20 protein-coding genes and 1 pseudogene are annotated in these 24,355 nt (G+C 43.0%); 13 read left to right on the top strand and 8 right to left on the bottom strand.

The annotated features are described in order from the left end of the window. From G561_RS0111280 to parC, 3 genes and pseudogenes are all read right to left on the bottom strand, one after another. A pseudogene (locus G561_RS0111280) lies at window positions 1–247 on the bottom strand (IS982 family transposase); the annotation flags it as partial. Between the two features lie 411 nt (window positions 248–658). Continuing rightward, the gene (locus G561_RS0111275) at window positions 659–1,807 is read right to left on the bottom strand and encodes a L,D-transpeptidase family protein (protein ID WP_227674072.1); all 1,149 of its coding nucleotides are present in this window, start codon (window positions 1,805–1,807) and stop codon (window positions 659–661) included. A gap of 109 nt (window positions 1,808–1,916) precedes the next feature. Further along, a complete protein-coding gene (gene parC / locus G561_RS0111270; protein WP_028859654.1) occupies window positions 1,917–4,217 on the bottom strand; it encodes a DNA topoisomerase IV subunit A in 2,301 nt (766 codons plus the stop codon). A gap of 438 nt (window positions 4,218–4,655) precedes the next feature. Between parC and G561_RS0111265 the strand changes: the two genes are divergently transcribed. From G561_RS0111265 to G561_RS0111240, 5 genes are all read left to right on the top strand, one after another. Next, window positions 4,656–6,386: an AMP-binding protein gene (locus tag G561_RS0111265; RefSeq protein ID WP_028859653.1), complete on the top strand. Its 1,731-nt coding sequence runs from the start codon at window positions 4,656–4,658 to the stop codon at window positions 6,384–6,386. A gap of 480 nt (window positions 6,387–6,866) precedes the next feature. After that, a complete protein-coding gene (locus G561_RS0111260) occupies window positions 6,867–8,633 on the top strand; it encodes an AMP-binding protein (RefSeq protein WP_028859652.1) in 1,767 nt (588 codons plus the stop codon). Between the two features lie 241 nt (window positions 8,634–8,874). Further along, a complete protein-coding gene (rph, locus tag G561_RS0111250; protein ID WP_028859651.1) occupies window positions 8,875–9,591 on the top strand; it encodes a ribonuclease PH in 717 nt (238 codons plus the stop codon). A gap of 51 nt (window positions 9,592–9,642) precedes the next feature. Further along, entirely contained in the window at window positions 9,643–10,131 is a 489-nt protein-coding gene (locus tag G561_RS0111245; protein WP_028859650.1) for a hypothetical protein, read from the top strand. A 266-nt stretch (window positions 10,132–10,397) separates the two neighbouring features. Further along, window positions 10,398–11,132 (top strand): hypothetical protein, encoded by a 735-nt coding sequence (locus G561_RS0111240; protein WP_227674071.1) that lies wholly within the window; start codon window positions 10,398–10,400, stop codon window positions 11,130–11,132. 25 nt (window positions 11,133–11,157) lie between these two features. On the opposite strand, the gene hemJ is transcribed toward G561_RS0111240, so the two are convergent. The 5 genes from hemJ to serB all read right to left on the bottom strand — a co-directional run bounded on the left by hemJ (window position 11,158) and on the right by serB (window position 16,213). Continuing rightward, window positions 11,158–11,592: a protoporphyrinogen oxidase HemJ gene (gene hemJ / locus G561_RS0111235; protein WP_028859648.1), complete on the bottom strand. Its 435-nt coding sequence runs from the start codon at window positions 11,590–11,592 to the stop codon at window positions 11,158–11,160. Window positions 11,593–11,674: 82 nt separating this feature from the next. After that, window positions 11,675–12,763, bottom strand: a complete 1,089-nt coding sequence (gene bioB, locus G561_RS0111230; protein ID WP_028859647.1) for a biotin synthase BioB — start codon at window positions 12,761–12,763, stop codon at window positions 11,675–11,677. Between the two features lie 273 nt (window positions 12,764–13,036). Then, window positions 13,037–13,543 carry a hypothetical protein gene (locus G561_RS0111225; RefSeq protein ID WP_028859646.1) on the bottom strand — a complete coding sequence of 169 codons (507 nt, stop codon included), beginning with the start codon at window positions 13,541–13,543 and terminating at the stop codon, window positions 13,037–13,039. Between the two features lie 420 nt (window positions 13,544–13,963). Further along, window positions 13,964–14,410: an AciT family ciprofloxacin tolerance protein gene (gene aciT / locus G561_RS0111220; RefSeq protein WP_028859645.1), complete on the bottom strand. Its 447-nt coding sequence runs from the start codon at window positions 14,408–14,410 to the stop codon at window positions 13,964–13,966. A gap of 498 nt (window positions 14,411–14,908) precedes the next feature. Next, window positions 14,909–16,213, bottom strand: coding sequence for a phosphoserine phosphatase SerB (gene serB, locus G561_RS0111215; RefSeq protein WP_028859644.1), 1,305 nt, complete (start codon window positions 16,211–16,213; stop codon window positions 14,909–14,911). A gap of 97 nt (window positions 16,214–16,310) precedes the next feature. Here serB and G561_RS0111210 point away from each other — a divergent pair, with 97 nt between their 5' ends. From G561_RS0111210 to G561_RS0111175, 8 genes are all read left to right on the top strand, one after another. Continuing rightward, the gene (locus G561_RS0111210) at window positions 16,311–17,768 is read left to right on the top strand and encodes a hypothetical protein (RefSeq protein ID WP_028859643.1); all 1,458 of its coding nucleotides are present in this window, start codon (window positions 16,311–16,313) and stop codon (window positions 17,766–17,768) included. A 179-nt stretch (window positions 17,769–17,947) separates the two neighbouring features. Then, window positions 17,948–18,199 (top strand): PA3496 family putative envelope integrity protein, encoded by a 252-nt coding sequence (locus G561_RS0111205; protein WP_028859642.1) that lies wholly within the window; start codon window positions 17,948–17,950, stop codon window positions 18,197–18,199. A 197-nt stretch (window positions 18,200–18,396) separates the two neighbouring features. Next, the gene (locus G561_RS0111200) at window positions 18,397–18,948 is read left to right on the top strand and encodes a YecA/YgfB family protein (RefSeq protein WP_028859641.1); all 552 of its coding nucleotides are present in this window, start codon (window positions 18,397–18,399) and stop codon (window positions 18,946–18,948) included. 3 nt (window positions 18,949–18,951) lie between these two features. Further along, window positions 18,952–19,398 (top strand): YbjQ family protein, encoded by a 447-nt coding sequence (locus G561_RS14550; protein WP_028859640.1) that lies wholly within the window; start codon window positions 18,952–18,954, stop codon window positions 19,396–19,398. Between the two features lie 55 nt (window positions 19,399–19,453). Further along, window positions 19,454–19,945 (top strand): YbjQ family protein, encoded by a 492-nt coding sequence (locus tag G561_RS0111190; protein WP_028859639.1) that lies wholly within the window; start codon window positions 19,454–19,456, stop codon window positions 19,943–19,945. 145 nt (window positions 19,946–20,090) lie between these two features. Next, a complete protein-coding gene (locus G561_RS0111185; RefSeq protein ID WP_037032304.1) occupies window positions 20,091–23,021 on the top strand; it encodes a valine--tRNA ligase in 2,931 nt (976 codons plus the stop codon). Between the two features lie 441 nt (window positions 23,022–23,462). Then, complete coding sequence (locus G561_RS0111180) at window positions 23,463–24,008, top strand: hypothetical protein (RefSeq protein WP_028859637.1); 546 nt, start codon at window positions 23,463–23,465, stop codon at window positions 24,006–24,008. Window positions 24,009–24,085: 77 nt separating this feature from the next. Continuing rightward, a partial coding sequence (locus tag G561_RS0111175; RefSeq protein ID WP_028859636.1) for a transposase occupies window positions 24,086–24,355 on the top strand: 270 nt, incomplete at its 3' end.

Genomic DNA, 24,355 nt, shown 5'->3' with positions numbered 1-24,355 from the left:
ATTGTTTAGCAAAGTTAGGGTAAGAGCCAAGGTTTGGAAACCAAGACAGCCAGTGGTTTTTAAAATATTGCCAGATTTGTTTGTCTTGATCCATGCCCATAAACTCACCAACTAGCTCCATACATATAATTTCAGTATCGCTAAGTTTAGGCGCAAATCCGCCTCTTCTTAACGGTTTTTGAACGACTAAGTTGTAATATTGCTCTACCATCAGATAGATATTAATGATAAATTCGTCAAGTGGCATCTCATTGTCCTTGGTCTTCTTGGTCGAAAACTTTAAGGATAGTGAGGTGTCATTTTTTTTCAACCCCTAAAAGTGTTGAGAGTGGGGTTATTAATATTGTTAGTTATTGTCAATAGTGTTTCTATAAAAATTTTAATTTAGAATCTTTGTAAGCTATTGAGGGTAATGCATTTATTGTTTAAAAAGGTCGTTTAAATTTAATGCAAATACTGGTCAGGGATTTATTCATAAGAATGATTGGTCACTTCATGTAATAATTGATGGATATATTGATAAGGATATGCACTTGCTAAGCTGCTAAAATGAAAGCACTAATAAGAGTACTAATTAACGAGATGTATTAGGCAAAAAGCTAGGCAATGAGCCTAGCTTTTTTATTATAAAGTAAGACTTTTTATGGCACTAAGAAGGCTACAAGAACTCTACTTTAGCTCCTTCCTCAATAGTGCCGTAGAGCCCCAGCGCATCCCAGTTGGTTAAACGCACACAGCCTGACGAGTTTTGGCGGCTAATCCTTTCAGGATTGGGTGAGCCATGAATACCATAGCCACGCTTGTTGATACCAATCCAAACTCGGCCTACTGGGTTGTTCGGGCCTGATGGCAACACACTATCCTCGCTACTAAAGTCCCTGTTATAAGTCGGATCTTTGATGCGACTGAGAACTTTGTAATCCCCCTCTGGTGAAGGCTTATACACGCTTCCCATCGTGGTAGGATAGCTGGCTACCAACTCATCTTTATCATTGTAAGCGTACAGTAAGTTTTTGGCTTTAACCGCCACCACTCTATGTACTTCTTGCTCGTTGGGCTGGTAAGGATTGTATACCAAAATAGTTTCACCTTCCTCAAATGAGGTCTCAGGATTCAGCCTCAATAGCAGACCTTGACTCATATGGAACTTCTCAGCCACAGCTTCGAGGATGCTGGTGAATTGCTGTCCCTTAGGATGTGAAATTAAAGTCACATCTTCCTTGGTTAGGTGATAATTGACCAATACCGGCTGAGAGGCAATCGTTACATTTTCAGTCAGTTTGGCCCAAGTCTCAGGGTTCATCTGGCCGTCAGCTTCAAGTCCGTGCTTTTCTTGAAACACTCGTAAAGCTTTGATGACATTTTCACCAAAGCGGCCATCGACAGCGCCCACAGAGTGATGGTTGTAATTAAGCAAGCCTTGGATTTTGAGGATTAAGTTCTCATCTAAGATGGCATCGGGCGTCCACTGAGCGGCATTTACCTGCTGTGCTTTTTCAGGTAGTTCCTCTAGGCTGTAAGGCAACTTCGGAAAAGCCTTGGCCAAACGTAGCTGAGAAGGGGTATCGCCAATAAATTGCTGACTAACATTTGGCTGAAGTTGTTTAATGGGTTCGGCGGGCTCTTCAATCTCGAATTCAGGAGATGCTTCAGGAGTTAATACCTCTAAAAGATCATCTTTGAGCTGCTCCACAGAATCAGCGGCAACGCCTGGAGTCTCACTGTTAGAAGACGAGCAACCAATTAAGGCTACTGAGATCATTAGGCCTGAAATGATTAAAAAACGGTTTGGCAAAGGCTTACGCAAAGGCAGCAGCCTTAAATAATAAGACACCAAAAACATTACTATACTCAATTCAAAGGTTGGAGAGGGGACACTGTTATTTGCTAAGTGGGGTAAGCAGCAGAGTAAATAACTACTCTGCCACTTCAATATCACTCACATTTTGGAACCCACGGGGCAGTTGACTGCCACGGTTGCCGCGCTTGCCTGTGTAGTTGGCCAAATCTATGGGCTTTAAAGTCACATGACGCTTACCCGCTGTGATGAGTAGGCTGTCTTCATGATGCAGAGCAGTAACGGCGATAACTTCTTCCCCTGACTTTAGATTAATCAGCTTGTTGCCTTTACCGCGTTGCTGTTCAGGTAATTCATCTATAGCAAATATCAATAAGTAACCTGCGGATGTCACCACGGCAATTTGGTCTTGCGCCAAGGTTTCACGTTGCTCATCTTCAGCGCTATCGGGCTTAACATCGATATAGGCCACTTTGAGAAGCTTGGCATCTTGGTCGAAATTAATGACGTTTTTACCAGCTTTTTGATTGGTCTCTAAATTGCCTAAGGTATTAATAAAGCCATAGCCTTGTGAGCTGGCCAATATAATACGCTGCTGATCATCACCAGCCAAAAGCTGCTCAAAACTGGCTCCGGCCGCGGGCTTTAACACACTGGTTAATGGGTCGCCTTGGCCTCGAGCAGAGGCCAATGTGTGGGCATCAATACTATAGCTGCGACCAGTATTGTCCAAAATATGGATTTTTTCATTGGATTTACTGCGTACATGGGCTTGATAACTGTCACCTGAGCGGTAACTCATGCCAGTGGCATCGACATCATGACCTTTGGCGGCACGGATCCAACCAGCTTTTGATAAAATAGCGGTTATGGGTTCGCTAGGCACAAGGTCCGACTCTTTAAGAGCCGTAGCTTCCTTACGCTCTACCACTGGTGACATGCGATTGTCGCCATGCTCCTTCATATCCGCCTCTAACTCTTCAATCATCAAGTTAGTGAGGCTTTCAGGGTTATCCAGCAGTTCCTGAATAATGGCACGTTCGGCTTCAAGCTCGTCTTTTTCGGTACGAAGCTCAATCTCTTGTAAACGGGCTAACTGACGCAGACGAATGTCCAAAATAGCATTGGCCTGAATCTCGCTTAAGTCATAGCGGCTCATCAGCTCCATTTTTGGATCGTCTTCTTCACGAATAATGCGAATGACTTCATCAATATGCAGATAAGCAATCAATAGGCCCGCTAAGATGTGCAAGCGTTTATCGATTTTGTCTAAACGGAATAATAGGCGACGGGTGACCACTTGACGGCGGCTAACCAGCCATTCTTCTAAGATCTCTTTTAAGTTTTTGACTTGAGGTTTGCCATTAAGTCCAATCATGTTCATATTGACACGATAGCTGGTCTCAAGATCGGTACTGGCAAATAAGTGGCTCATTACTCGGTCCACATCGACTCGGGTAGAGCGCAGCTCTAGTACGATACGGCAGGCGTTTTCATGATCCGACTCATCGTGGATATCCACCACCCAAGGCAGCTTCTTATCCATCATCAGTTTGGCAATCTGCTCTTGAATTTTATTGCCTGAAACTTGATATGGTAGAGCGTCAATGATGACTAAGTTTTTTTCTTGTTTATCAACATGATAAACCGCCCGCATTTTATAACTGCCTCGTCCCGACTCATACATTGCCTGCAGGTCTTTTTTGGGAGTAATAATTTCGGCCGCTGTTGGTAGGTCTGGAGCAGGCAAAGACTGGGTCAGCTGCTTAACTGATAATTCTGGATTTTTTAGCAGACGAATGGCAGCTCGAACCACCTCATTTAAATTATGCGGAGGAATATCAGTGGCCATACCCACAGCAATACCTGTGGTGCCATTTAACAAAATATTGGGTAAGCGAGCAGGTAGGGTAACCGGCTCCTGCATCGAGCCATCAAAGTTGTCTTGCCAATCAACAGTGCCTTGTCCTAATTCTGCCAGTAAGGTATTGGCATAAGCGGACATTTTGGCTTCGGTATAACGCATGGCAGCAAAGGACTTCGGATCATCTGGGCTACCCCAGTTACCTTGACCGGTGATCAAAGGATAGCGATAGCTAAAAGGCTGCGCCATCAAAACCATGGCTTCATAACACGCGCTATCACCATGAGGGTGATATTTACCCAAGACGTCACCGACAGTACGTGCCGACTTCTTGGGTTTGGTGGTTGATTTCAGTCCCAACTCACTCATGGCATAGATAATACGGCGCTGTACCGGCTTTAAACCATCCGCAATATGCGGCAAAGCTCTATCCATGATCACGTACATGGCATAGTTCAGATAAGCCTGTTCTGTGAATTCTGCTACAGAGCGAGTGTCCATCGCTTCATTAGGAATAACAGCTGAAGAGGGTGGGATATTTGAAATATCAGACATAATCAGTAAATTTGCCTTGTTTTATATAAAAAGTTTTTAGGTGGCTGTAAAATAAAAGATGTTTTTGGTTTAAGCTATTGTAAAGTATAGAGCAGTCTTTATAGTATTGTTAGATGTGGGTATTATAACAGTAGCGGTACGCTATCCACTATATAGTTAGCGTATCGTATAGGATAAGCGTATCGTATAGGATATCAGCGGAATTAAAAAGACAATATGAATTCTATGCGTCAACTGATGACGTGGAGTTTAATAAGTTAAATGATTCACTGAGTCATGCCTATTTTAATTTTTATCAACATATTAGTTGTCATATAGAAGTTAAATAGTGTATTTTAGATACAAAAATACCACTAGTGGCTATTTTATTGTTATTACACAATAAATTTTGCTAATGAATTAGGAAGTTTAAGTAGGACTTGAGGAGCTTTACAGATTATGGACAATCAAACCACCCAATTTCGCCGCAACGACAGACCTTGGCTAAAAACTTACGAAAAGTTTGGCATGCAATACGATATCGAAATGCCACCCGCCAACACCTCTTTAATTGAAATCTTTGAAGAAAGCTTTGTTAAGCATAAAGGCAGAGTATCCTTTGTCTGTATGAATCAAGAGCTATCATTTGATGATTTAGACACCTACAGCAAAAACATCGCTGCCTACTTACAGTCACTGGGCCTAAAGAAAGGCGATAAAGTGGCGGTAATGATGCCTAACATTCTACAATCTCCAGTTTGTATCCTAGGCGTTATCCGTGCCGGTTTCATTTTGGTGAACGTCAACCCTCTCTATACCACTCATGAGCTTGAGCATCAGCTAAAAGATTCCGATACCAAAGCCCTTATTCTCCTAGAAAACTTTGCCAAAACTTATGCTGATATTGCTAGCAAGACCGTTGATCATGTGGTCGTTGCCTCTATGGGCGATTTAATGAGTCCGGTAAAAGGCTTTATCGTCAATACTGTGGTTCGCCATGTGAAGAAAATGGTACCTGCTTACAATATTCCAGGCAGCGTTAGCTTCAAAAAAGCGATGAAAATTGGGGCTAGTAAAACCTATCAACGTCCTACAGACCTTGGTTTAGAAGATGTGGCGGTGCTGCAATATACTGGGGGTACCACAGGCGTTGCTAAAGGGGCAATGTTAACTCATGGCAATTTAATTGCCAACCTGATTCAAGCCGACACTTATATTGGCGATGCTTTTGACAAGTATGAGGAACTGAATGAGCAGCCGGTTATTATGACCGCTTTACCTCTATATCATATTTTCTCCTTTACGGTTTGCTGTATGTACGGGCTGCGCAAAGGGGGTATTAACTCATTGGTGCCCAACCCACGTGATGGCAAAAGCTTGCTTAAAGCCTATAAAGATTATCCACCCGCCTTCTTCCCAGCAGTTAACACCTTGTTCAACGGCCTAATTAATAGCGAACACTTCCGAGTACTAGATCATAGTAAACTTGAGATGTCTATGGGCGGGGGTATGGCTGTATTAACAGACACCGCTAAGAAGTGGAAAGAAGGTACTGGCAACGTTATCGTTCAAGGTTATGGTTTATCAGAAACCTCGCCGGTTGCTTCAGCCAACCCTATGGGTCTAGATGAGTTCCCAGGTAATATTGGAGTGCCATTCCCAGCGACGGATATGGCCATTCTCGATGAAGAAGGCAACGAAGTTGCCATTGGTGAACGCGGTGAGATTAGCGTGCGTGGCCCTCAGGTGATGAAGGGCTATTGGAAACGACCAGAGGCAACGGCTGAAGTTATGACCCCAGATGGCTACTTCCGTACCGGTGATATCGGAGTAATGGACGAAGACGGCTACTTCAAGATTGTTGACCGCAAAAAAGACATGATTATCGTCTCAGGCTTCAATGTGTATCCAAACGAAGTAGAAGACGTCATGTCACATCATCCCAAAATCTTAGAATGTGGGGTCATTGGTGTCGAAAGTGATAAGAGCGGCGAAGTACCGAAGATTTTCATCGTGGCGAATGACCCAAGTTTAACTGAACAAGAAGTTCTAGATTACGCCAAACAAAACTTAACCGGCTATAAGCGTCCTCGCTTTGTAGAATTTGTAGATGAGCTGCCAAAATCAAACGTGGGTAAAATTTTACGTAAAGATTTACGTGAAATGGAAGCTGCTAAGAATAAAGCTTAGTTTTATAGAGCTTAGCTTTATAGAGCATTAATTATCTAGAGTATTAGTTTTATAGAGCATTAGTTATCTAGAGCTTAGTTTTTCAGAAAGCTTGGTTAATAAATTAGTAACAAAAGACTGGCTTTACTATAAAGTCAGTCAAAATAACCTACTTTAAGTTTAAGTGGTTACCGAGTACAATAAAAACTCAAAAGGATTAATTCAAAAGGATACGAGCATTGAGCGACGTATCCTTTTTTTCTTTAAAAAAAGAGAATGCTTGTTTTTTATAGATTTTTAACCGTCTTATGTAGGCAGTTTTGTTTTTTAGAGCTATGAAATAGCCAAATGCTTGACTGAAAGTTATAGAAAAAGCTTTATAAAACACTATCACCAATGCATTTTTTTGCTAAAAAATAACTTTACAACTTCTTATTTGATGAAGAGCTATGCTTAATAATGCATTTATTATTCCATTAAAATAATTCTACAGGTAATTACATGACAACAGCTTCTAACCATACCAATCAAACCTCTCCAAGTGAAATTCATGGTACTTTTCCAACCTATATCGATGTCCCTAGTGACCGCCCTTGGCTAGAATCTTATGAGCGTTATGGATTAGCTTCTTCGATTGAAAAGCCTGCTGATGACACCTCTTTATTAGAAGTGTTCGAGCGTAACTTCGCTCGTTATGGCAATCGTGATGCTTATGTCTGTATGGGTGCTAAGCTTACTTATCGTGAGTTGGACAATCGTAGTCGTCAGATCGCCGCTTACCTACAGTCTTTAGGACTTAAAGTGGGCGATAAAGTGGCGGTTATGATGCCCAATATTCTGCAATATCCTATCGTTTCGTTAGGTATTTTGCGTGCCGGCATGATTTTGGTTAACGTTAACCCGCTGTATACCAGTCGTGAACTTGAGCATCAAATGCTTGATAGTGGTGCTAAGGCGATATTTATCGTTGAGAACTTCGCCAAGACTTTTGAAGATGTAAAAAACAAGGGTGATATCGAACACGTAATTGTTTGTAGCTTAGGCGATATGCTCGGTACGGTTAAAGGCCTAGTGGTTAACACTGTGGTACGCCATATCAAAAAAATAGTGCCAAGCTACTCATTACCAAACAGCGTTAAGTTTAAAAAAGCTTTGGACTCAGTGTCAGCACATCAGTATCAGCGTCCTGATTTGGACCAAAGTTATGTGGCTTTGCTGCAGTATACTGGGGGCACTACAGGTGTCGCAAAAGGTGCGATGTTGACTCATGGTAACCTTATTGCCAATATGCTACAGATTGACACGGTTATGCGAGCCGCTTTTGGCGATACTAGCAGCGGTGAAGTGCTGTTGGCCGCTTTGCCTTTATACCATGTGTTCTCGTTTATGGTATGTGGCATGTACTCTATGCATGAGGGTTGTACCGCATTATTAATTCCTAACCCACGTGACTTAGATGGTTTGATTAAAGAGATAGGCAAATATAAGCCGGCTTACATTCCTGCCGTAAATACCTTATTCAATGGTTTGGTCCACAATGAGAAGTTCAAAAAATTAGATTTCTCTAATTTAAAAGCCTCTATTGGCGGCGGTATGTCAGTATTACCAAGCGTTGCCAAAGCTTGGCATGAGTTGACAGGACTACCTATTGTAGAAGGCTATGGCTTATCTGAGACTTCCCCTGTGGTGAGCTTTAACCCGATGAACATCTCTGAATTCACTGCCAAGATTGGGGTACCTGCTCCTGGCACTGATATCATCTTAGTTGATGATGAAGGTAATGAGATGCCAGTTGGGGAACGAGGTGAGATTTGTGTGAAAGGCCCTCAGGTAATGGTCGGTTATCGAAATCGTCCTGAAGATACCAAAGCAGCTTTCACTGAAAACGGCTACTTTAGAACCGGCGATATTGGTATCTTAGATGAAAAAGGCTTTATCAAAATCGTCGACCGTAAAAAAGACATGATTTTGGTCTCTGGTTTCAACGTTTATCCAAACGAGATTGAAGAGGCCATGGCAGAGCACCCTGCTGTTTTAGAAGTAGGGGCTATTGGTGTTCCTAGCGATAAGCGCGGTGAAGATCCAAAAATCTTTGTGGTGAAAAAGCCTGGTGTGGATGTGACCGAACAAGAGTTGCTTGATTTTGGTAGAAAACAATTGACCGGCTATAAGCGTCCTCGTATTGTGCAGTTCGTCGATGAGTTGCCAAAATCAAACGTGGGTAAAATCCTACGTAAAGAGCTACGTAAAATGGAAGGTCTTGAATAATAAATAGCGATGACTAGCGCTTGCTATTGATTAGTCATCAAGTTACGATGACCAAGCCTACATGGGGCAATAAAGCAAAAACTTGGGCCAATAAAGTAAAAAGCTTTTTTGGCCCTAGTAAAAACCGCTAGTAAAAACCGTTATATGGGGTGTTATTAACTACAGAGCTACCCCTAAGTAAAAAGAGCTACCCGTTAAATAAAGAACCACACCAATCAAAGACAAAGGATATAACTTAGCGATGCGTATAGATAACCGCCAGCTGGATCAACTGCGTACAGTAACTTTTGAACGTAATTACACCAAACACGCCGAAGGGTCAGTTTTGGTTTGTTTTGGGGACACCAAAGTATTGTGTACAGCAAGTGTTGAAGCGGGCGTACCTCGTTGGTTGAAGGGCAAAGGACAAGGCTGGGTGACTGCAGAATATGGCATGCTACCTCGAGCTACCAATACCCGCAATCAGCGAGAAGCCGCGCGCGGTAAGCAATCGGGTCGTACCCAAGAAATCCAACGTTTGATTGGTCGTAGCTTACGAGCTATGGTGGATTTAAATAAGCTGGGTGAAAACACCATTTATTTAGACTGTGATGTGTTACAAGCTGATGGTGGGACTCGCACCGCTAGTATTACTGGGGCAGCCATTGCACTTATCGATGCGCTAGAAGTACTGCAGCAGAAAAAAAAGCTGAAAGAAGATCCTTTAGTAGGCTTAGTAGCTGCGGTGTCGGTTGGGGTAAAAAACGGCGAAATTCTGCTAGACTTAAACTATGAAGAAGATTCAAGCTGTGATACCGACTTGAATGTGGTAATGACCCAAAAAGGGGAGTTTATCGAGATTCAGGGCACAGCAGAAGAGAAGCCTTTTACCCGTGCTGAAGCGGATAAAATGTTAGCGATGGCCGAAAAAGGCATTGCCGATTTAGTGAAGTTACAGCAAACGGCGCTAGGCTGGTAAAAGATTATTAGCCAATAATTAGCTCAGTCAGCCAATAGGACACAACAAATTATGCTGCAGGTTACGGATAATGGTGCCAACATAACTTTGTCAGGCAAAACACGCGGTCAAGGCGACGGTGTGTTTTGGTTTGCAGTGGCTCTATTGGCCGGCGCTTTGGCCGTAGCAATGGCCATGAGCTTATTGCCTGAACGTCTGGCAATAGGGGCGTTAGGGCTATTGATTGTCGGTAGTTATGTGTTCAATAGACTGCGTGAGCGTCAAAAAGGCGATCAAAACCATATTACCTCGGGCCTACTAAAAGTACAGCCAGGCCATTTTGTGCACAATCACTTTGGCAAAACTCAGCATATTTCTGTGGCTTCAAGCGACACTATTGAGGTTGCGGGTACGGTATTAACCATTACCACAGCCGATGGGAATACCAAATGTCAGGTCTCTGGCTTTGACAGTCAAAAAGAAGCCCAAGTCATGCAAGCTATCCTGCAAGGTCAGAAATTTGGCAAGCGTAATGCCAATATTAAAATGCAGTCGTCTTAGCTTTATCGCCCATCCCCATTTTTTCAAATTTCATTTCCCTCGTTACTCTTCTTTTTCTTCTTATCTATATTTTCTTATAGTGCTATAGTGCTGCCCTCAACTTGCCTCTTTTAGAAGCTGTTAATCGGTACGATAGTACTTGAGTTAGTGTTGTAACTTGGTTTATATTTAGGATATGAACTATTAGGTAGGTGCTAACTATTAAAGATGAACTATTAGGTAGCTACCTGAAATATTGGCTTGCTATAAAGGAGGGGCACAAGGATGTGTCCACTTTGAAAATGATGCTCTCAATAAGAAAAAAAGCCCATTTTTCCAACCCTAAAAACTGCGTAGGCAAACGCTGTCATCACAGCTTAAAGCTGGCAACTACTAAAAGCTTACCACTAATTACTGCTGTGTTGCTTGGACTGCTACCAAGCTCACTGCTACACGCCGATGATTTGGCCGAACTTATTCGCCAAAAGAGCCAGAATTTCAGTCAATCTAATCCTATAAGAGGTTATGCTGCTGCCCCTATTTTTGGCTCACCGGCAACAGCAAGCTTTTATCAGAACTATGCCTTTGCTCCCAACATTCAAGCTGAGCATATAGACACTCTGTACCGAGCTGAGCAAAGCTCAGTGGGAGCCAGTCAACAAGTACTACGTACCGTACGCCAAATGGCCCTTGATAATAAAGAGATTATCAAAGGTTCTTGTTGGGATTATTTGAATGCTGCTTTTAACCGAGCAGGGGTAAACAAAGAGACGATATTTAAAGGTGAGTATCCGTACGGTCCCTTTATCGATACCAATGAAATACGGCCTGGGGATTGGCTGTATTATATCAATCATGGTTACAACGATATTGAGCACAGTGGCCTGTTTGTGGGGTGGCTTAATCGTGAGAAGAATGAGGCTTTGATTTTGAGCTATGCCGGTGAAAGTCGCAATGAGCCGGCCCGTTATAAGGTATACGATGTCACGCATACCTATAACGTGATGCGCCCAAGCTTATAAGCTTAACAGCGGCGTCGGACTGGATTTAAAATGGTTTGACGATCACCAATGCCACTACCGATACTAAGATTAGTACTGGTATCTCATTGAACCAGCGCCAAAAGACATGGCTTTTGAAATTTGGATCTTCAATCAGCTTATTACGATAGATACCACAAAGGCCATGATAAGCGGACAATAAAACCACTAGCAGTAACTTAACATGCAGCCAGCCCTGAGTTTTGTAAACCTCCCAGCCTAAGACCAACATCCATAATCCAAAGATCCAAGTGGCAATCATCGAGGGGGTCATAATCCCTCGAAAAAGCTTACGCTCCATAATAACAAAGCGGTCCTGACTCACTTTATCATCGCTCATAGCGTGATAAACAAACAATCTAGGTAAATAGAATATAGCCGCAAACCAACATACCATAGAGATGACGTGGGCAGCTTTTATCCAGTTAAAATAATCCACCATGGTTATTATTCCAGTTAAGTTACTGATTTAGTTATAGATATTAGTTTAATTATCAGAGGTATAAAACGTCAAACTTGGTTTTTTAAACCTGGCTCTTTTGGCCACTTAGCGCGTCGACTACGGTTAAAGCAGGTTTTGGCGCCATCGGCTTTAGTCCCAACTGATTCATAAGTCTGTCATCATTTGATTGACTGGCATTACCTGTCGTCAACAGCTTATCTCCATAAAAGAAGGAATTAGCACCGGCCATAAAGGCTAAGGCCTGCTCAGCATCAGACAAGCTTTCTCGTCCAGCTGACAGACGCACATAGCTGCTTGGGCAACAGATACGAGTTACAGCAATGGTGCGAATCCACTCGAGTACCGATAGCTGCCCCTCACTGAGTACTTTGTCACCCAAAGGAGTGCCTTTAATAGGTACCAACAGATTGACAGGGATAGACTCTGGTGGCAGCGGCATGCTGGCCAATTGGTGTACCCAGTCAATGCGATCCTCTCGGCTCTCTCCCATGCCGACAATACTACCACTACAGACATTAATCCCAGAGCGGCGTACATGCTCAATAGTCTGCAGGCGGTCATCATAGCTACGGGTAGTTACCACTTCATCATAGTAACGACGCGAGGTATCTAAGTTGTGATTATAATAATCAAGTCCGGCTTCTGCCAATTGCTGTGATTGCTCGGCGTTTAGCATACCCAAGGTCATACAAGTCTCTAGCCCCAAAGCCTTAACCTCTTTGATTAAGGTGGCAATATAAGGCATGTCCTTATCACTAGGGTGTTTCCAAGCTGCGCCCATACAAAAGCGAGATGAGCCTGAAGCCTTCGCTTTTTTGGCCGCTGCTATTACTTTGTCAACTTGCAATAGCTTTTCTGCTTCTAGCCCGGTCTTGTCTCTATAATGACCGGACTGAGAGCAATAACCACAGTCTTCAGGACAGTTCCCAGTCTTAATAGACAATAAGGTACTAACTTGGACTTCGTTGGCATTAAAATGCTGACGATGGACGCTTTGTGCCTGTAACAGCAAGTCCATAAAGGGCATATCAAACAACGATTCAATGTACTCTCGGCTGATTTCATTCGTGGTCTGCCGCTCAGCTGTGGCTGTTGTTTTTTTATGGTCCTCACCGTAGGTGTTAGTACCAGGGTGAACTAAGGTGTTCATACGACAATCCTTTGTAAATTAGCAACTTAAGGACGTTTAGCCAACTTAATTAGCTGTGTTATTCCTTAGGCTGCCTTATTATTAGTTTGAATTTTATGATTGGGTTGATTGTATCATCTAATTGTAACTATTTAGAATAACAAAAATGCCTAAGTAGCATAAACCACCTAGGCATTGAGTAAAAGTTTAAAGGTTTCTGAATCACCGCAATCAAAGCAAAAGAAAGCACTGAAATGATAACCCTCAAGTAAAAGGGTGAGGGGATATCCCGTTTTACTTAGACAATTTTTGTTTTGCTAAATGGATGGCTTGCGTGGCTAAGTCTTGTGCTTTTTCGGTTAGCGGGCGGGCCTTTTTTAGCAGGGGTTTAAGCTCTTCTGGCACTGCTGGAACGATATGTTTGGCCAGCTGGTTAAACCACATCAATAAACTGTAATCGCCTTCCATTTTAAGATCTTTGTCTTGAATGGCAGTCATGAAAGCGGCAACGTCACCACCTGTTAATAGCTTAACGCCAGTCATTGAGTCTTTGAAGTCGATACGCAGACTTGGCTCATTTGCTTTACCAGCATATTGCTGAAAAGTACCTTCATCAAAGACGTAGTAGCGGGCAATACCATCCGCTTCACTACCAAGCTCGATCGATACTTTACGGCCTTCTAAGATTTGCTGAATGTTTGGGTCATCACTTTTGGCCAACATTGATAAACGATAGCCAACTACCGCCAATAAAGCATCTAAAGGATTGGCTTTGATATTTAAAACAGGCACAGTAAACATAATTGAGTCCAGATAAAAGAAGAGATATTAGGTAGCTTATAAAGCCACTATATAAAGATATCTCTATTGTAATCCATCTTATTGTCAATTTATATGGTCAGTTGTAAGCGTTTTGCAATTCTAAGTAAGCTACTTTGGTACCAAGTTACTGTTTTAAAAATATCATTTTGGAACTACCAAATTAAAAGCACTAAGTTAGAAGTACCAGATTGAAAATGCTCAATTAAAAACACTAGGTTAAAGACACTAGGTTAAAAATAATAACGCCTCATTAAATAATGAGGCGTTATCAATATATTAGCTATGGATTACGAAAATTTATAAGGTTTTTAGTGTTTGTTATTAACTAAATTAATGAGTTGAACTCTTTATTATTTTAGGGTTGGCTTGAGTGGGTTAATTTGAATTCATCGGTCTCAATTAATTGCGAAAGCGCGGTTTGTAATTATTATAAATAGGGGTGTGTTCAATATACTTATCTTTTGGCGTGCGTGCTTTAACGGCTCTCGAAAGTGGCGCGGCACGGCGGCTTAATGACTCAACCCCAGTTTTTTGAGTTTCCATAGTGGCGATAAACTGTCTATAACGATAGCCTAAATAAGAGCCTGCTACAGCAATAGTAAGTAGGACAGCAGTTAGATAGCCATAACCACTGCTCATTGCGGTGACATTAACCACGATAGACTGGATACCCTCGATTAGTACCCAATAACCCATACCGCCAAGTAAATAACCCAATAGATAGCGACGACCAGATAGGTAAGTGGCTAATATGCCTACAGCGAGAAGCATATAACCTAGAGTAGACCAATTAAAAGTTCCAGATAGCCCAGGTGTGCTGGTAGCTATAGTGGTAAAAGTTGCCATGTAATTTGCCTCGTGAACGGTCAACAGGTACAACACAAAAGCTGTGTGTAAGAAGTCGAATGTTGCGATTGGTTAATAGTTATTATGCCGATGTTTTTTTAAAATACAAAGAATATCTAGAGAACTTGCGACAATCATTGTCGTTTAGTTTTGGCAAAAATTTGACACCGGCGTCTAGGCTAGAGGGGGCTTAAGACTCACAAAAAAAGATAAAAAAAGAAAAATAATTTATTTTGTAAATATTTTTCAGGGTAGCCCAACAAGCTAACTTTTTTGCAAATTATCTTGGTTAGAACACCAATTCAAAAAATAGCAAATAAAAAAGTCAGACTCTATAGCCACCTAAGGTAGCAATAGAATCTGACTTTATGCTAACTATAATACTGCCGAAGACCATGCCGCTAATACCCTGAGCGGCTTACCAAGCCTTATAGCAGCAATATGCTTATCGATATGACTCTATAAGATGGACCGAGGTATTGTAAAGATATCAACAGCTTATAGCAGGTCTTGAGCGGCATAACCTAGGACATATAATACGCCCTCAAGTCCTGTGGCATTGATGGCGGCATCTGCACGAGCCCGCACAATGGGTTTGGCATGATAAGCCACGCCTAAATCTGCAAGGGCCATCATGGGTAAGTCATTTGCCCCGTCCCCGACACAAATAACTTGAGCAGTACTGATGTTCATGCGATCTGCTACTTGCTGTACCAAAGCAGCTTTACGCTCACCATTAACGATGGGTAGATTCACATTACCGGTGACTACACCTTCCTCGATATCTAAGTCATTGGCATGTACCTCATCAATACCAAGCTCTTGCGCAATACGCTCGGCGAAGTAAGTAAAGCCGCCAGAGACCAAGACAGTGTGATAATCCAACGATTTAAGAGTAGCAATAAGGGTACGAGCCCCAGCAGATAGGGTCAGCTGCTGTTGGATTTCATCTAAAGCATCGGTGGACAGACCTTCTAATAGAGCCACTCGCTCACTAAAGGAGGTATCAAAGTCTATCTCACCGCGCATCGCTGATTCAGTAATCTCACTGACTTGATCGCCAATGTTGGCGTGTTTTGCCAACTCCACAATCACTTCTTGTTCAATTAAGGTAGAGTCCATATCAAATACAGCGACACGGTGTGGGCGTAACATTTTTGCCAAAGACACAATATGACAATCAATGGCCGCGTCACCACCTAGGTCGTGGGTGATAGGCAAGGTTTCGATAAATTGACGTAAATGTGCGGTGATACCATCATCAAGCAGGCGAGCAGCCGCTGATTTTTTGCCGGGCTGCATGGTGGCCGTGTCTGTTGGCATTAAAATATAACGGTAGGTAAGCACAGGAGTTAAGCGGTCTCTACCAGTGCTGTCTTGTAGCGCATCGGTGCTACGAACTACTTTAATAATTTGCCATGATGGGTTTTGGGCCGCCCAGCCGGCTATATGAGCTTCGAAAGCTGCTTTTTTGTCTTCTCCAGACTCTACGGGTAATAAAGCCTGCTTTTGTACCACAACTGATAGCGCAAATACCGGCAGGTCTTCTAACTGCTCAATAAGGCTCAATGAGATTTTGCCGTTCCCTTGGGTTTCTTCTGCAAAATCCACGTCATCAAAGCGTAAGTGGCTAGGCAATAAGTCGTTGGCTTTTTGTAAGGCGCTAATCCAAGCTTTTAGGTGCGCAGTCATGCCTGATCCAAAGTGGGCGAAGTTTGCAGTGGCATTGCTCAAGGATGCAGAGGTGTCTTGAGAGGCCAAAATCGCATTATTTTGGTGGTTAGTTGTAGTATTTTTTGTCATGGTGAGCTAAGCCCCTTGTAAGCGTAAGCAAGATTAGGAATAATAGAGCGTGCCCAAGACGGGACACCCCTACCTACTAACAAAAGTTTAGCATAACATGACCTATTTAGCGCCACGGCAAGGCTTGTTTGCCATAATTATTCTCATCAGCTTCTTTATCCAGACCACATTGTTGTTGATTAGCACCAATCAGCAGCTCGATGAGCTTAAAATGCAAACCGGCGAAAGAATGCTAGTTCAACTGATTGACGAAGTAAAACTGCCTTTATTGAGTAAGGATAAAGTGAGTTTAAGTGTTTTGACAGGACGATATACCAGTGAAAACACCGTCGCCAGTTTAACAGTAAAAGACATTGATAATCAGGTACTGGTCCAAACTGGACAAGCTCAGCTTTTAGAGGGCAAGAGCATCAGTCGCCAAGTCATTATGGGGGATACCGTTATTGGTACCGTCAATATGACTTTACGCGATACGGGTAATGGTGAGATTATTGCCTCGCAGTGGGTCTTTATCTTAGGGTCGTTTATTACCCACCTGTTGATTTGGCTATTATACGGTTATGTGGCGCGTCCTACGCGTGAGCAACTGGCAGCGCTTAGTCGTGATGTTCAGGACTACTTACTCACCCAAAACCAAGGTCAGGGAATGGGCCGAGTGGCTATGCAGCGTCAGGATTATGAGTCATCAGCTGAGGAGACTCGGCCTAGTGATGGACTAAGTATCGGTAAAGCGCTAGGAAACTATATTAAAACTCAGCAAAAAGCGGCGGATGAGGGTGATTATGAGGTTGAAGACGCAGCACAACCTGTTTTAGGCACTACAGATGATTCTCAGCGAGACATTTTAACTAAAATAGATGATAATGCCGCTGGCAACACAGAGACTGCATCAGCGGATGGTGCTAAATCCGCCACTAAAGCCACAACGACAGAAGCCAAACCACAACCTTTAGTGGCCAATAGACCGATTGAGGTGGCTACGGTAAAAATTCGCTTTTATGACCCTAACTCCTTATTGAGTGCGTTAGCGTTTGAAAAGTCAGAGCCTTATTTTGCTCTGTGTACGCAGTTATTGCAGCGTACGATTGATGAGGTATTGAAACAACCGATTTTATTTGGTATTAAGCTAAATAATAAGCCGGTGTTTGATGAAAATGGGGCAACGGTTGAATTTTTGGCGACCACTAGCCATAGTAAGGCAGGCTTAGCGGCAATCATGTTGGCCAAAGCCTATGTCATGCTAAATGAAGTCACTTATATAAAGCATCGCGAATTACAGCGCTTTGCTTTACAGGTGGTCGCTGGGATAAGTGACCAGGCTACCAGTGAAAAAATGGAGCAGTTGCTGGTTAACAATGCCAAAGCGGGGGATATCCTTGCTTTACTGCCAGTAGAAGGAATCAAGCAATTACGCGGTTATACCCAATTGAATAGCTTGAAAAATCCAACTACGGTTTATGAGCGTGATTGTGCTTCATTAGAAGGGGTGAGCGACTCCATGATGCAGCGTTTGATCGAGGTTCGTGATGCGGTACTACTTTCTGCTCTAAATTAAATTTTCTATTACCTATTAACTAAATGGGCTAACTTAATTAAACTAGCGTTTTTATAAATATAGGTATAGTTTGTTGGTAATTGCTACCAATTATCAACCTCAGTGAAAAGTAACCCATTAAACTTACTAGGTCAGATCAGCTAGGTCAGATCAGACCATGAACATAAGAGGATGACGAAATGAGTGATAATGATCTTGATGATTTCGATGATGACAACTTTGAAGATGATGATGACGCAAAAAAAGTGGATGAAGTAGAAGCGGAAGCAGCGCGCTTAACCAGTTTAGAAAAACGTCGTCTAATCGACAACATGTTAGAAGAAAAACGCTTGGCTCGTGAGCTAAGAGATGGTTTTGATGATGATTTTGACGACTTCGACGACGAAGACTTTGATGATGAAGACTTCGATGACGAAGCTGAAGATGATTAATATTAGCGGTTAGCCCCAAGCTGACCGCTGCCCTTTTTTACCTACTAAGTTTTTCTACCTAACTTAGTACTTAGTGGGAGAATAAATACATCTATCGTTCATTCACACCACTCTCTATTTGCCACATCTAGCTCTAGCTGTTATTAGCGCCAAAAATATCCCGCAATCTTTTCAAATTACAAATAAATGAGAATATTATGACTTTAGAAGAGTTACAAAACTTCCTAGATTCTGACGCCAATGCCCATGGTCTAGACAGTGTGGCCACTCACGGGTTTTTGACCGCAACGATAGTTGGCAAGCCTTTACCTAACTGGTTATCGCTATTATTTGAAGGTCAAGAGTCGAAGGTCAGTGCTGAGGTAAAAGCGGCTATTGAAGAATGGCGTGCGGAGTTGTTAGAGGACTTACAAAGCGAAGAAGGTATCGCTCTGCCGTTAGAGATTGATGAAGACTCAGGGGAAATGGATTTTTCGCCAGAATCTGAATTAACCGCTTGGTCGATTGGTTTCGTTGATGCCATGTACGGCGATGAAAACGTAGACTGGTTTAGCGATGAAGAAAGCTCTGAAGATGTGGCCATGCTGACCTTACCGATGATGGTATTTAGCGGTATTGATACCGTCGATGGGGAAGAAGATGAAGACTTGGCAGCCATTCGCCGAGATGATGATGCGTTGGCGCAGATGGCCAATAGCATTGAGGGCAACTTAAGCGAGCTGTTTTTATTATTTAATACCGAAGAGTAAAACATGAGCATACAACTGTCCAATCTTGAACACCTGCCAGGCTATATCATAACCGAGCGATTGGATGTGGTGTATGGCAGTACCGTACGCTCTAAGCATGTCGGTAAAGACATCTTTGCCAGTCTAAAAAATATTGTCGGTGGTGAATTAACTGCTTACACCGAATTGCTGGAAGAGTCGCGTCAAGAGGCGATAGATCGTATGTTGGTAAAGGCAGAAGCACTGGGCGCTGATGCCGTTGTGGGTATCCGGTTTTCTACCTCGAGTATTGCTCAAGGGGCGTCTGAGCTGTTTGTCTATGGCACTGCGGTCAGGGCTATTGCTGATAATAATACTGGCTTCAATAGCCCCGTAGGGCATACAGTCAACCTGAATAGCGATCCTTTTAGTGCCACCTCTCAAACTGCACAGATTCCTCCATTGCCGCCGGAGAGCACAAAAAACCAATGAATTTGAGCCAGAGACAAAGTTCAATCGACATCCATTACTATAAGGGCTTACAGTAATGGATGCGGTTTTTGACTTTTTTATTAACAATATTGTTTTTATTGGCTTGTTTTTTGGGGGCTGGATATTCGGCCGCCTCAATGAAGGCGATCATATGAAATACCTTGATGTGGCTGAAAAAGAGTTGGGTCACATCGTCGTCTCAAGCGAGCGCTTTTATCAGCCCAAAATCAGTGAGGGCACCCAAGGCGTACTGGTAATGGGCAGCGTAGTCATTGCGCAAGATTTCTTTAAAATGATTATCGCTCGTGTGTTAAGTGTGTTTGGCAAAAACCTCATTACCTATGAGACATTATTAGAACGTGCCCGCCGTGAAGCTGTGCTGCGTATGAAGTTAGAAGCTCAGTTCTTGGGCTACAATCAGGTATACGGCTTGCGGTTAGAAGTGACCAGCATCAATCTTACCGGCAGTATGGTCGAAGCCATCGCTTATGGCACTGCCGTATATAGCGTGGATAATCCTCGAGTTCCGCCGCCTCTACCTATGTAGCCTTGCGCTTACACATTTGGCTTTACCATCTAACAAAATTGCGCCATCTGCGTTAAAATCATGGTATCCCATTCATTTATATTTTGTGTTTTATTTTAAACATCCATTATTAACCATTCATCATCAAACATAAGACATTTCTATTATGAGCAATCAAAACTTGACGGCATCTATCCAATCAGCATTAAAACAATTAGAAAATGCATACAACCCAGGCGAAGTCGAGCAGGGTATGTACCAAGGCTGGGAAGAAAAAGGCTACTTTAAGCCAACATATGACAGCGATGAGTCATTCTCAATCGCCTTGCCACCACCGAACGTCACCGGTAGCTTGCACATGGGTCATGGCTTTAACAACGCCATTATGGACTCTCTGACTCGCTATCATCGTATGCTAGGCGACAACACCCTATGGCAGCCAGGTACTGACCACGCTGGTATCGCCACCCAGATGGTGGTTGAGCGTCGTCTAAATGCCGAAGGCATTAAGCGTACTGACCTGACTCGTGAAGACTTTATCGACAAAGTATGGGAGTGGAAAGAAGAGTCGGGCGGCAACATCACCCGTCAGATTCGTCGTCTAGGCTCATCGGTTGACTGGTCACGTGAGCGCTTCACCATGGATGAAGGCTTATCCAAAGCGGTAAGAGAGGTGTTTGTGCGTTTGCATGAAGACGGTCTTATCTATCGGGGTAAGCGTCTGGTCAACTGGGATCCTAAGTTCCAAACCGCCTTATCTGATCTAGAAGTGGAGAACCATGATGAGCAAGGCTCACTGTGGCATTTCCGTTACTATTTCACTGACAAATCAGTTAAGACTCAAGACGGCAAAGACTATGTGGTAGTAGCAACTACCCGTCCAGAGACCTTATTGGGCGATACAGCGGTTGCGGTAAACCCAAAAGATGAGCGTTATGCACACTTAGTAGGCAAAACCATTACCTTGCCAATTACGGGTCGTGAAGTACCTATTGTAGCGGACGACTATGTTGATGTTGAATTTGGTACCGGTGTGGTTAAGATCACTCCTGCTCACGACTTCAATGACTATGAGTTGGGCCGTCGTCACAATACCCCGCTTATCAATATCTTCGATAAATATGCGCATATCTTGCCAGAGATGGAGATTTACCCCAATCTGCAAACCCGCAACCCTGAGCTTGAAGCTACGCCAGAAGCCTATGCTGGTTTAGATCGTTTTGATGCCCGCAAGAAGCTAGTTGAGCAAGCTACCGATGAAGGCTGGCTAGACCAGATAGAAGACTATGCCCTAAAAGCCCCTCGTGGTGACCGCAGTGGCGTTATCGTCGAGCCTTGGCTGACAGACCAGTGGTATGTCGCGGTTGAAGAGCTGGCTAAGCCATCTATCGAAGCGGTAGAAGATGGCCGCATTGAATTTGTCCCAGCGCAGTACAAAAACATGTATATGGCATGGATGAACGACCTACAAGACTGGTGTATCAGCCGTCAGCTATGGTGGGGTCATCGCATTCCAGCTTGGTATGACAATGACGACAATATCTATGTTGCCCGTGATGAAGCCGAAGTTCGTAGCAAGTACAATCTAGATGACAGCGTTGAGCTGCGTCAGGACGAAGACGTGCTAGACACTTGGTTTAGCTCAGGCTTATGGACGTTCAGCACCCTAGGTTGGGGCGACAGCTCAGATGATAAGCGTGTGCTTGAGACTTTCCACCCAACCAGCGTATTAGTGACTGGTTTTGACATCATTTTCTTCTGGGTGGCCCGGATGATTATGCTGACCATGCACTTCATGAAGAATGAAGATGGCACACCGCAAGTTCCGTTCAAGACGGTATACGTGCATGGTCTGGTGCGTGACAGCCACGGTCAGAAAATGTCGAAGTCCAAGGGTAACGTACTAGATCCTATCGACCTAATCGATGGTATCGACCTAGAAACCTTGGTCGAAAAACGCACCAGCAACATGATGAACCCCAAAGACGCGGCGAAGATTGAGAAGCAAACCCGCAAAGAGTTCCCAGAGGGTATCCCAGCGTACGGTACCGATGCGCTACGTTTCACCTTTACCTCTTTAGCCAGCACTGGCCGTGACATCAACTTTGATCTGAAGCGAATAGAGGGCTATCGCAACTTCTGTAACAAGATTTGGAACGCCAGCCGCTTCGTACTGATGAACTGTGTTGACAAAGAGGGCAACGCTCTACCTATCGACACCGCAGCCAACGTAGATGTCTGGGAATTACCAGAAAAATGGATTATGAGCCGTCTTAACTCAACCATTGCCAATATTCATCAGCACTTTGCCCAGTACCGCTTAGACATGGTTAGCCATGATATTTATGAGTTTATCTGGAACGAATACTGTGACTGGTATGTAGAGCTTGCCAAGTCGAGCCTCAATGATGACAGCGTCACTGATGAGCGCAAATCGCAAATTCGCTATGTGCTACTGCATGTCCTAGAGACCGCGATGCGCTTTACCCATCCGATGATGCCTTATATCACGGAAGAGATTTGGCAGACAGTTGCGCCGTTATTAGACCGCAAAAACAGCGACAGCATAATGGTAGCGAAGTTCCCAGAAGTGGACCAATCGCAAGTGAATGCGCAAGTTGAAGACGACATGACTTGGTTACAAGAGCTAATCGCTGGCGTGCGTAACATCCGCGGTGAGATGAAGCTGGGTAATGCGGTGCGTCTGCCTGTGCTACTTGAAAACATCACTGAGGAGCAAGTAGAGCGTCTAAACCGTATCGAAAACCAGTTCAAAGCACTGGCCAAAGTTGAGAGCCTAACCATCGTTCAAGAGGGTGACGAAGTGCCATTATCCTCATCAAGTATGGTCGGTAAGCTACGGGTATTAGTACCGATGAAAGGCCTGATTGACCCAACCGCTGAGCTGAAGCGTCTGGCCAAGTCACAAGAAAAACTTCAGAAGCAAGCTGATGGCATCGCCCGTAAGCTTGAGAATGAAGGCTTCGTCAGTAAAGCTCCTGCGGAAGTCGTTGAGGCGGAGAAAGTGAAGCTTGAGGAGCTACAAGGTCAGCTTAAGGTTATGAGTGAGCAGATGGAGCAGTTAAAAGCTTTGTAATCAAAACAGAGCAAAAACAAAAAGCCTAAAAAGCATGGCCTCAGTATCTACTGATTTAGACAGGGAGAAATATGCGGGTCATGCGTAGGCGATTGTTATTGGCTTTGCTCGGCGCTCGTCCCTCACGCAACAGCAAACATCACTTTATTAGCCACCATTTTTATGGTGGCTTTTTTATTTGTTTTAGATAAGTTTAAATTGTAGTATAAGTTATATATGGTAATGATTTTAAAGCAAATATTTAGAGGATATACGTCTACTTTTATCTAGAAACAGGCTACTAGCATCGCTCGTAAGTTTGATAACGAAGGCTTTGTCAGCAAATGCAGAAGTGGGTGAAGGCGAGAAGGCTAAGCTTGCATAGCTTGAAGGTCAGCTTAAGGTTATGAGTGAGCAGATGAGGCAGTTGAAGGAGTTGTAGATCATGTGAGAGAGGAAAGCATGTTGAATATTGACAAAGCAATTTTGGATACTGATAGAAACATTGGTAAGAATATTTCTGTTTTTGATGAAACAGAAAGAGGATTACTGTCACAAAATATTTTATCCCAGCTAAGAAATTTAATTGAGTATGTATTCCAAAAAATATATGTTAATGGTCAAGATGCTGACCCAAACAATTATGAACATAAGAAAAAAGCAATAGAGAATATAAAGTCTAAAGGACAATATAAATTTTTATATAAATTTCATAGTTTAACCCAAAAGTCTGTGTCTCATTATACAATTGATGAGAATGGCTCCGAAAGACTTATGCTCAAATACTATGAATATTTATTACGACTTAAAATATTCATGAGAGACACGTACAATCTAGAAATTTTGAGTAATATTGAGGATTTTCCATTAAACCTCGATATTACTTTCGATGAGTATTATCAGAAAATATCACGTCGGATAGTTCAGCCTAGCCAAGAAAATTATATGGATTACAACGATAGATATTATATCCAAAAGATAAAACCTATATTTGTTAATCAGTCGTAAGCATCCGACCATCCCATCTTTTTTTCTATTAAAAAATGCGAGATAGTGTCCATGAACAAATAATCGTGGACACTAACATGACAACACAATCTCCTAATACACCCAAACGAAGAAGTTACAGCGCCGAGTTTAAAGCACTTTTAGTAAAAGAAGCGACAGACTCAGGTCGATCAATTGCCAGTATCGCTCGAGAGCATGGCATCAACCAAAACCTTCTACATAACTGGAAACGCCAGTATCAGCGGGCACATGCTCAAGCTGACACATTACCTGGCGCTATAAGCAGACCAGATGATCCAACAAACCCGCACTTTATTCCAATTCATCTTGAGCCTGAAGGTGCGCAT

It is taken from the genome of Psychrobacter phenylpyruvicus DSM 7000 = NBRC 102152 (genome assembly GCF_000685805.1).
Lineage (GTDB): Bacteria > Pseudomonadota > Gammaproteobacteria > Pseudomonadales > Moraxellaceae > Psychrobacter > Psychrobacter phenylpyruvicus.
Note: the sequence above shows the minus strand (reverse complement) of the source record. Positions and strands in the feature narration are given on the sequence as shown.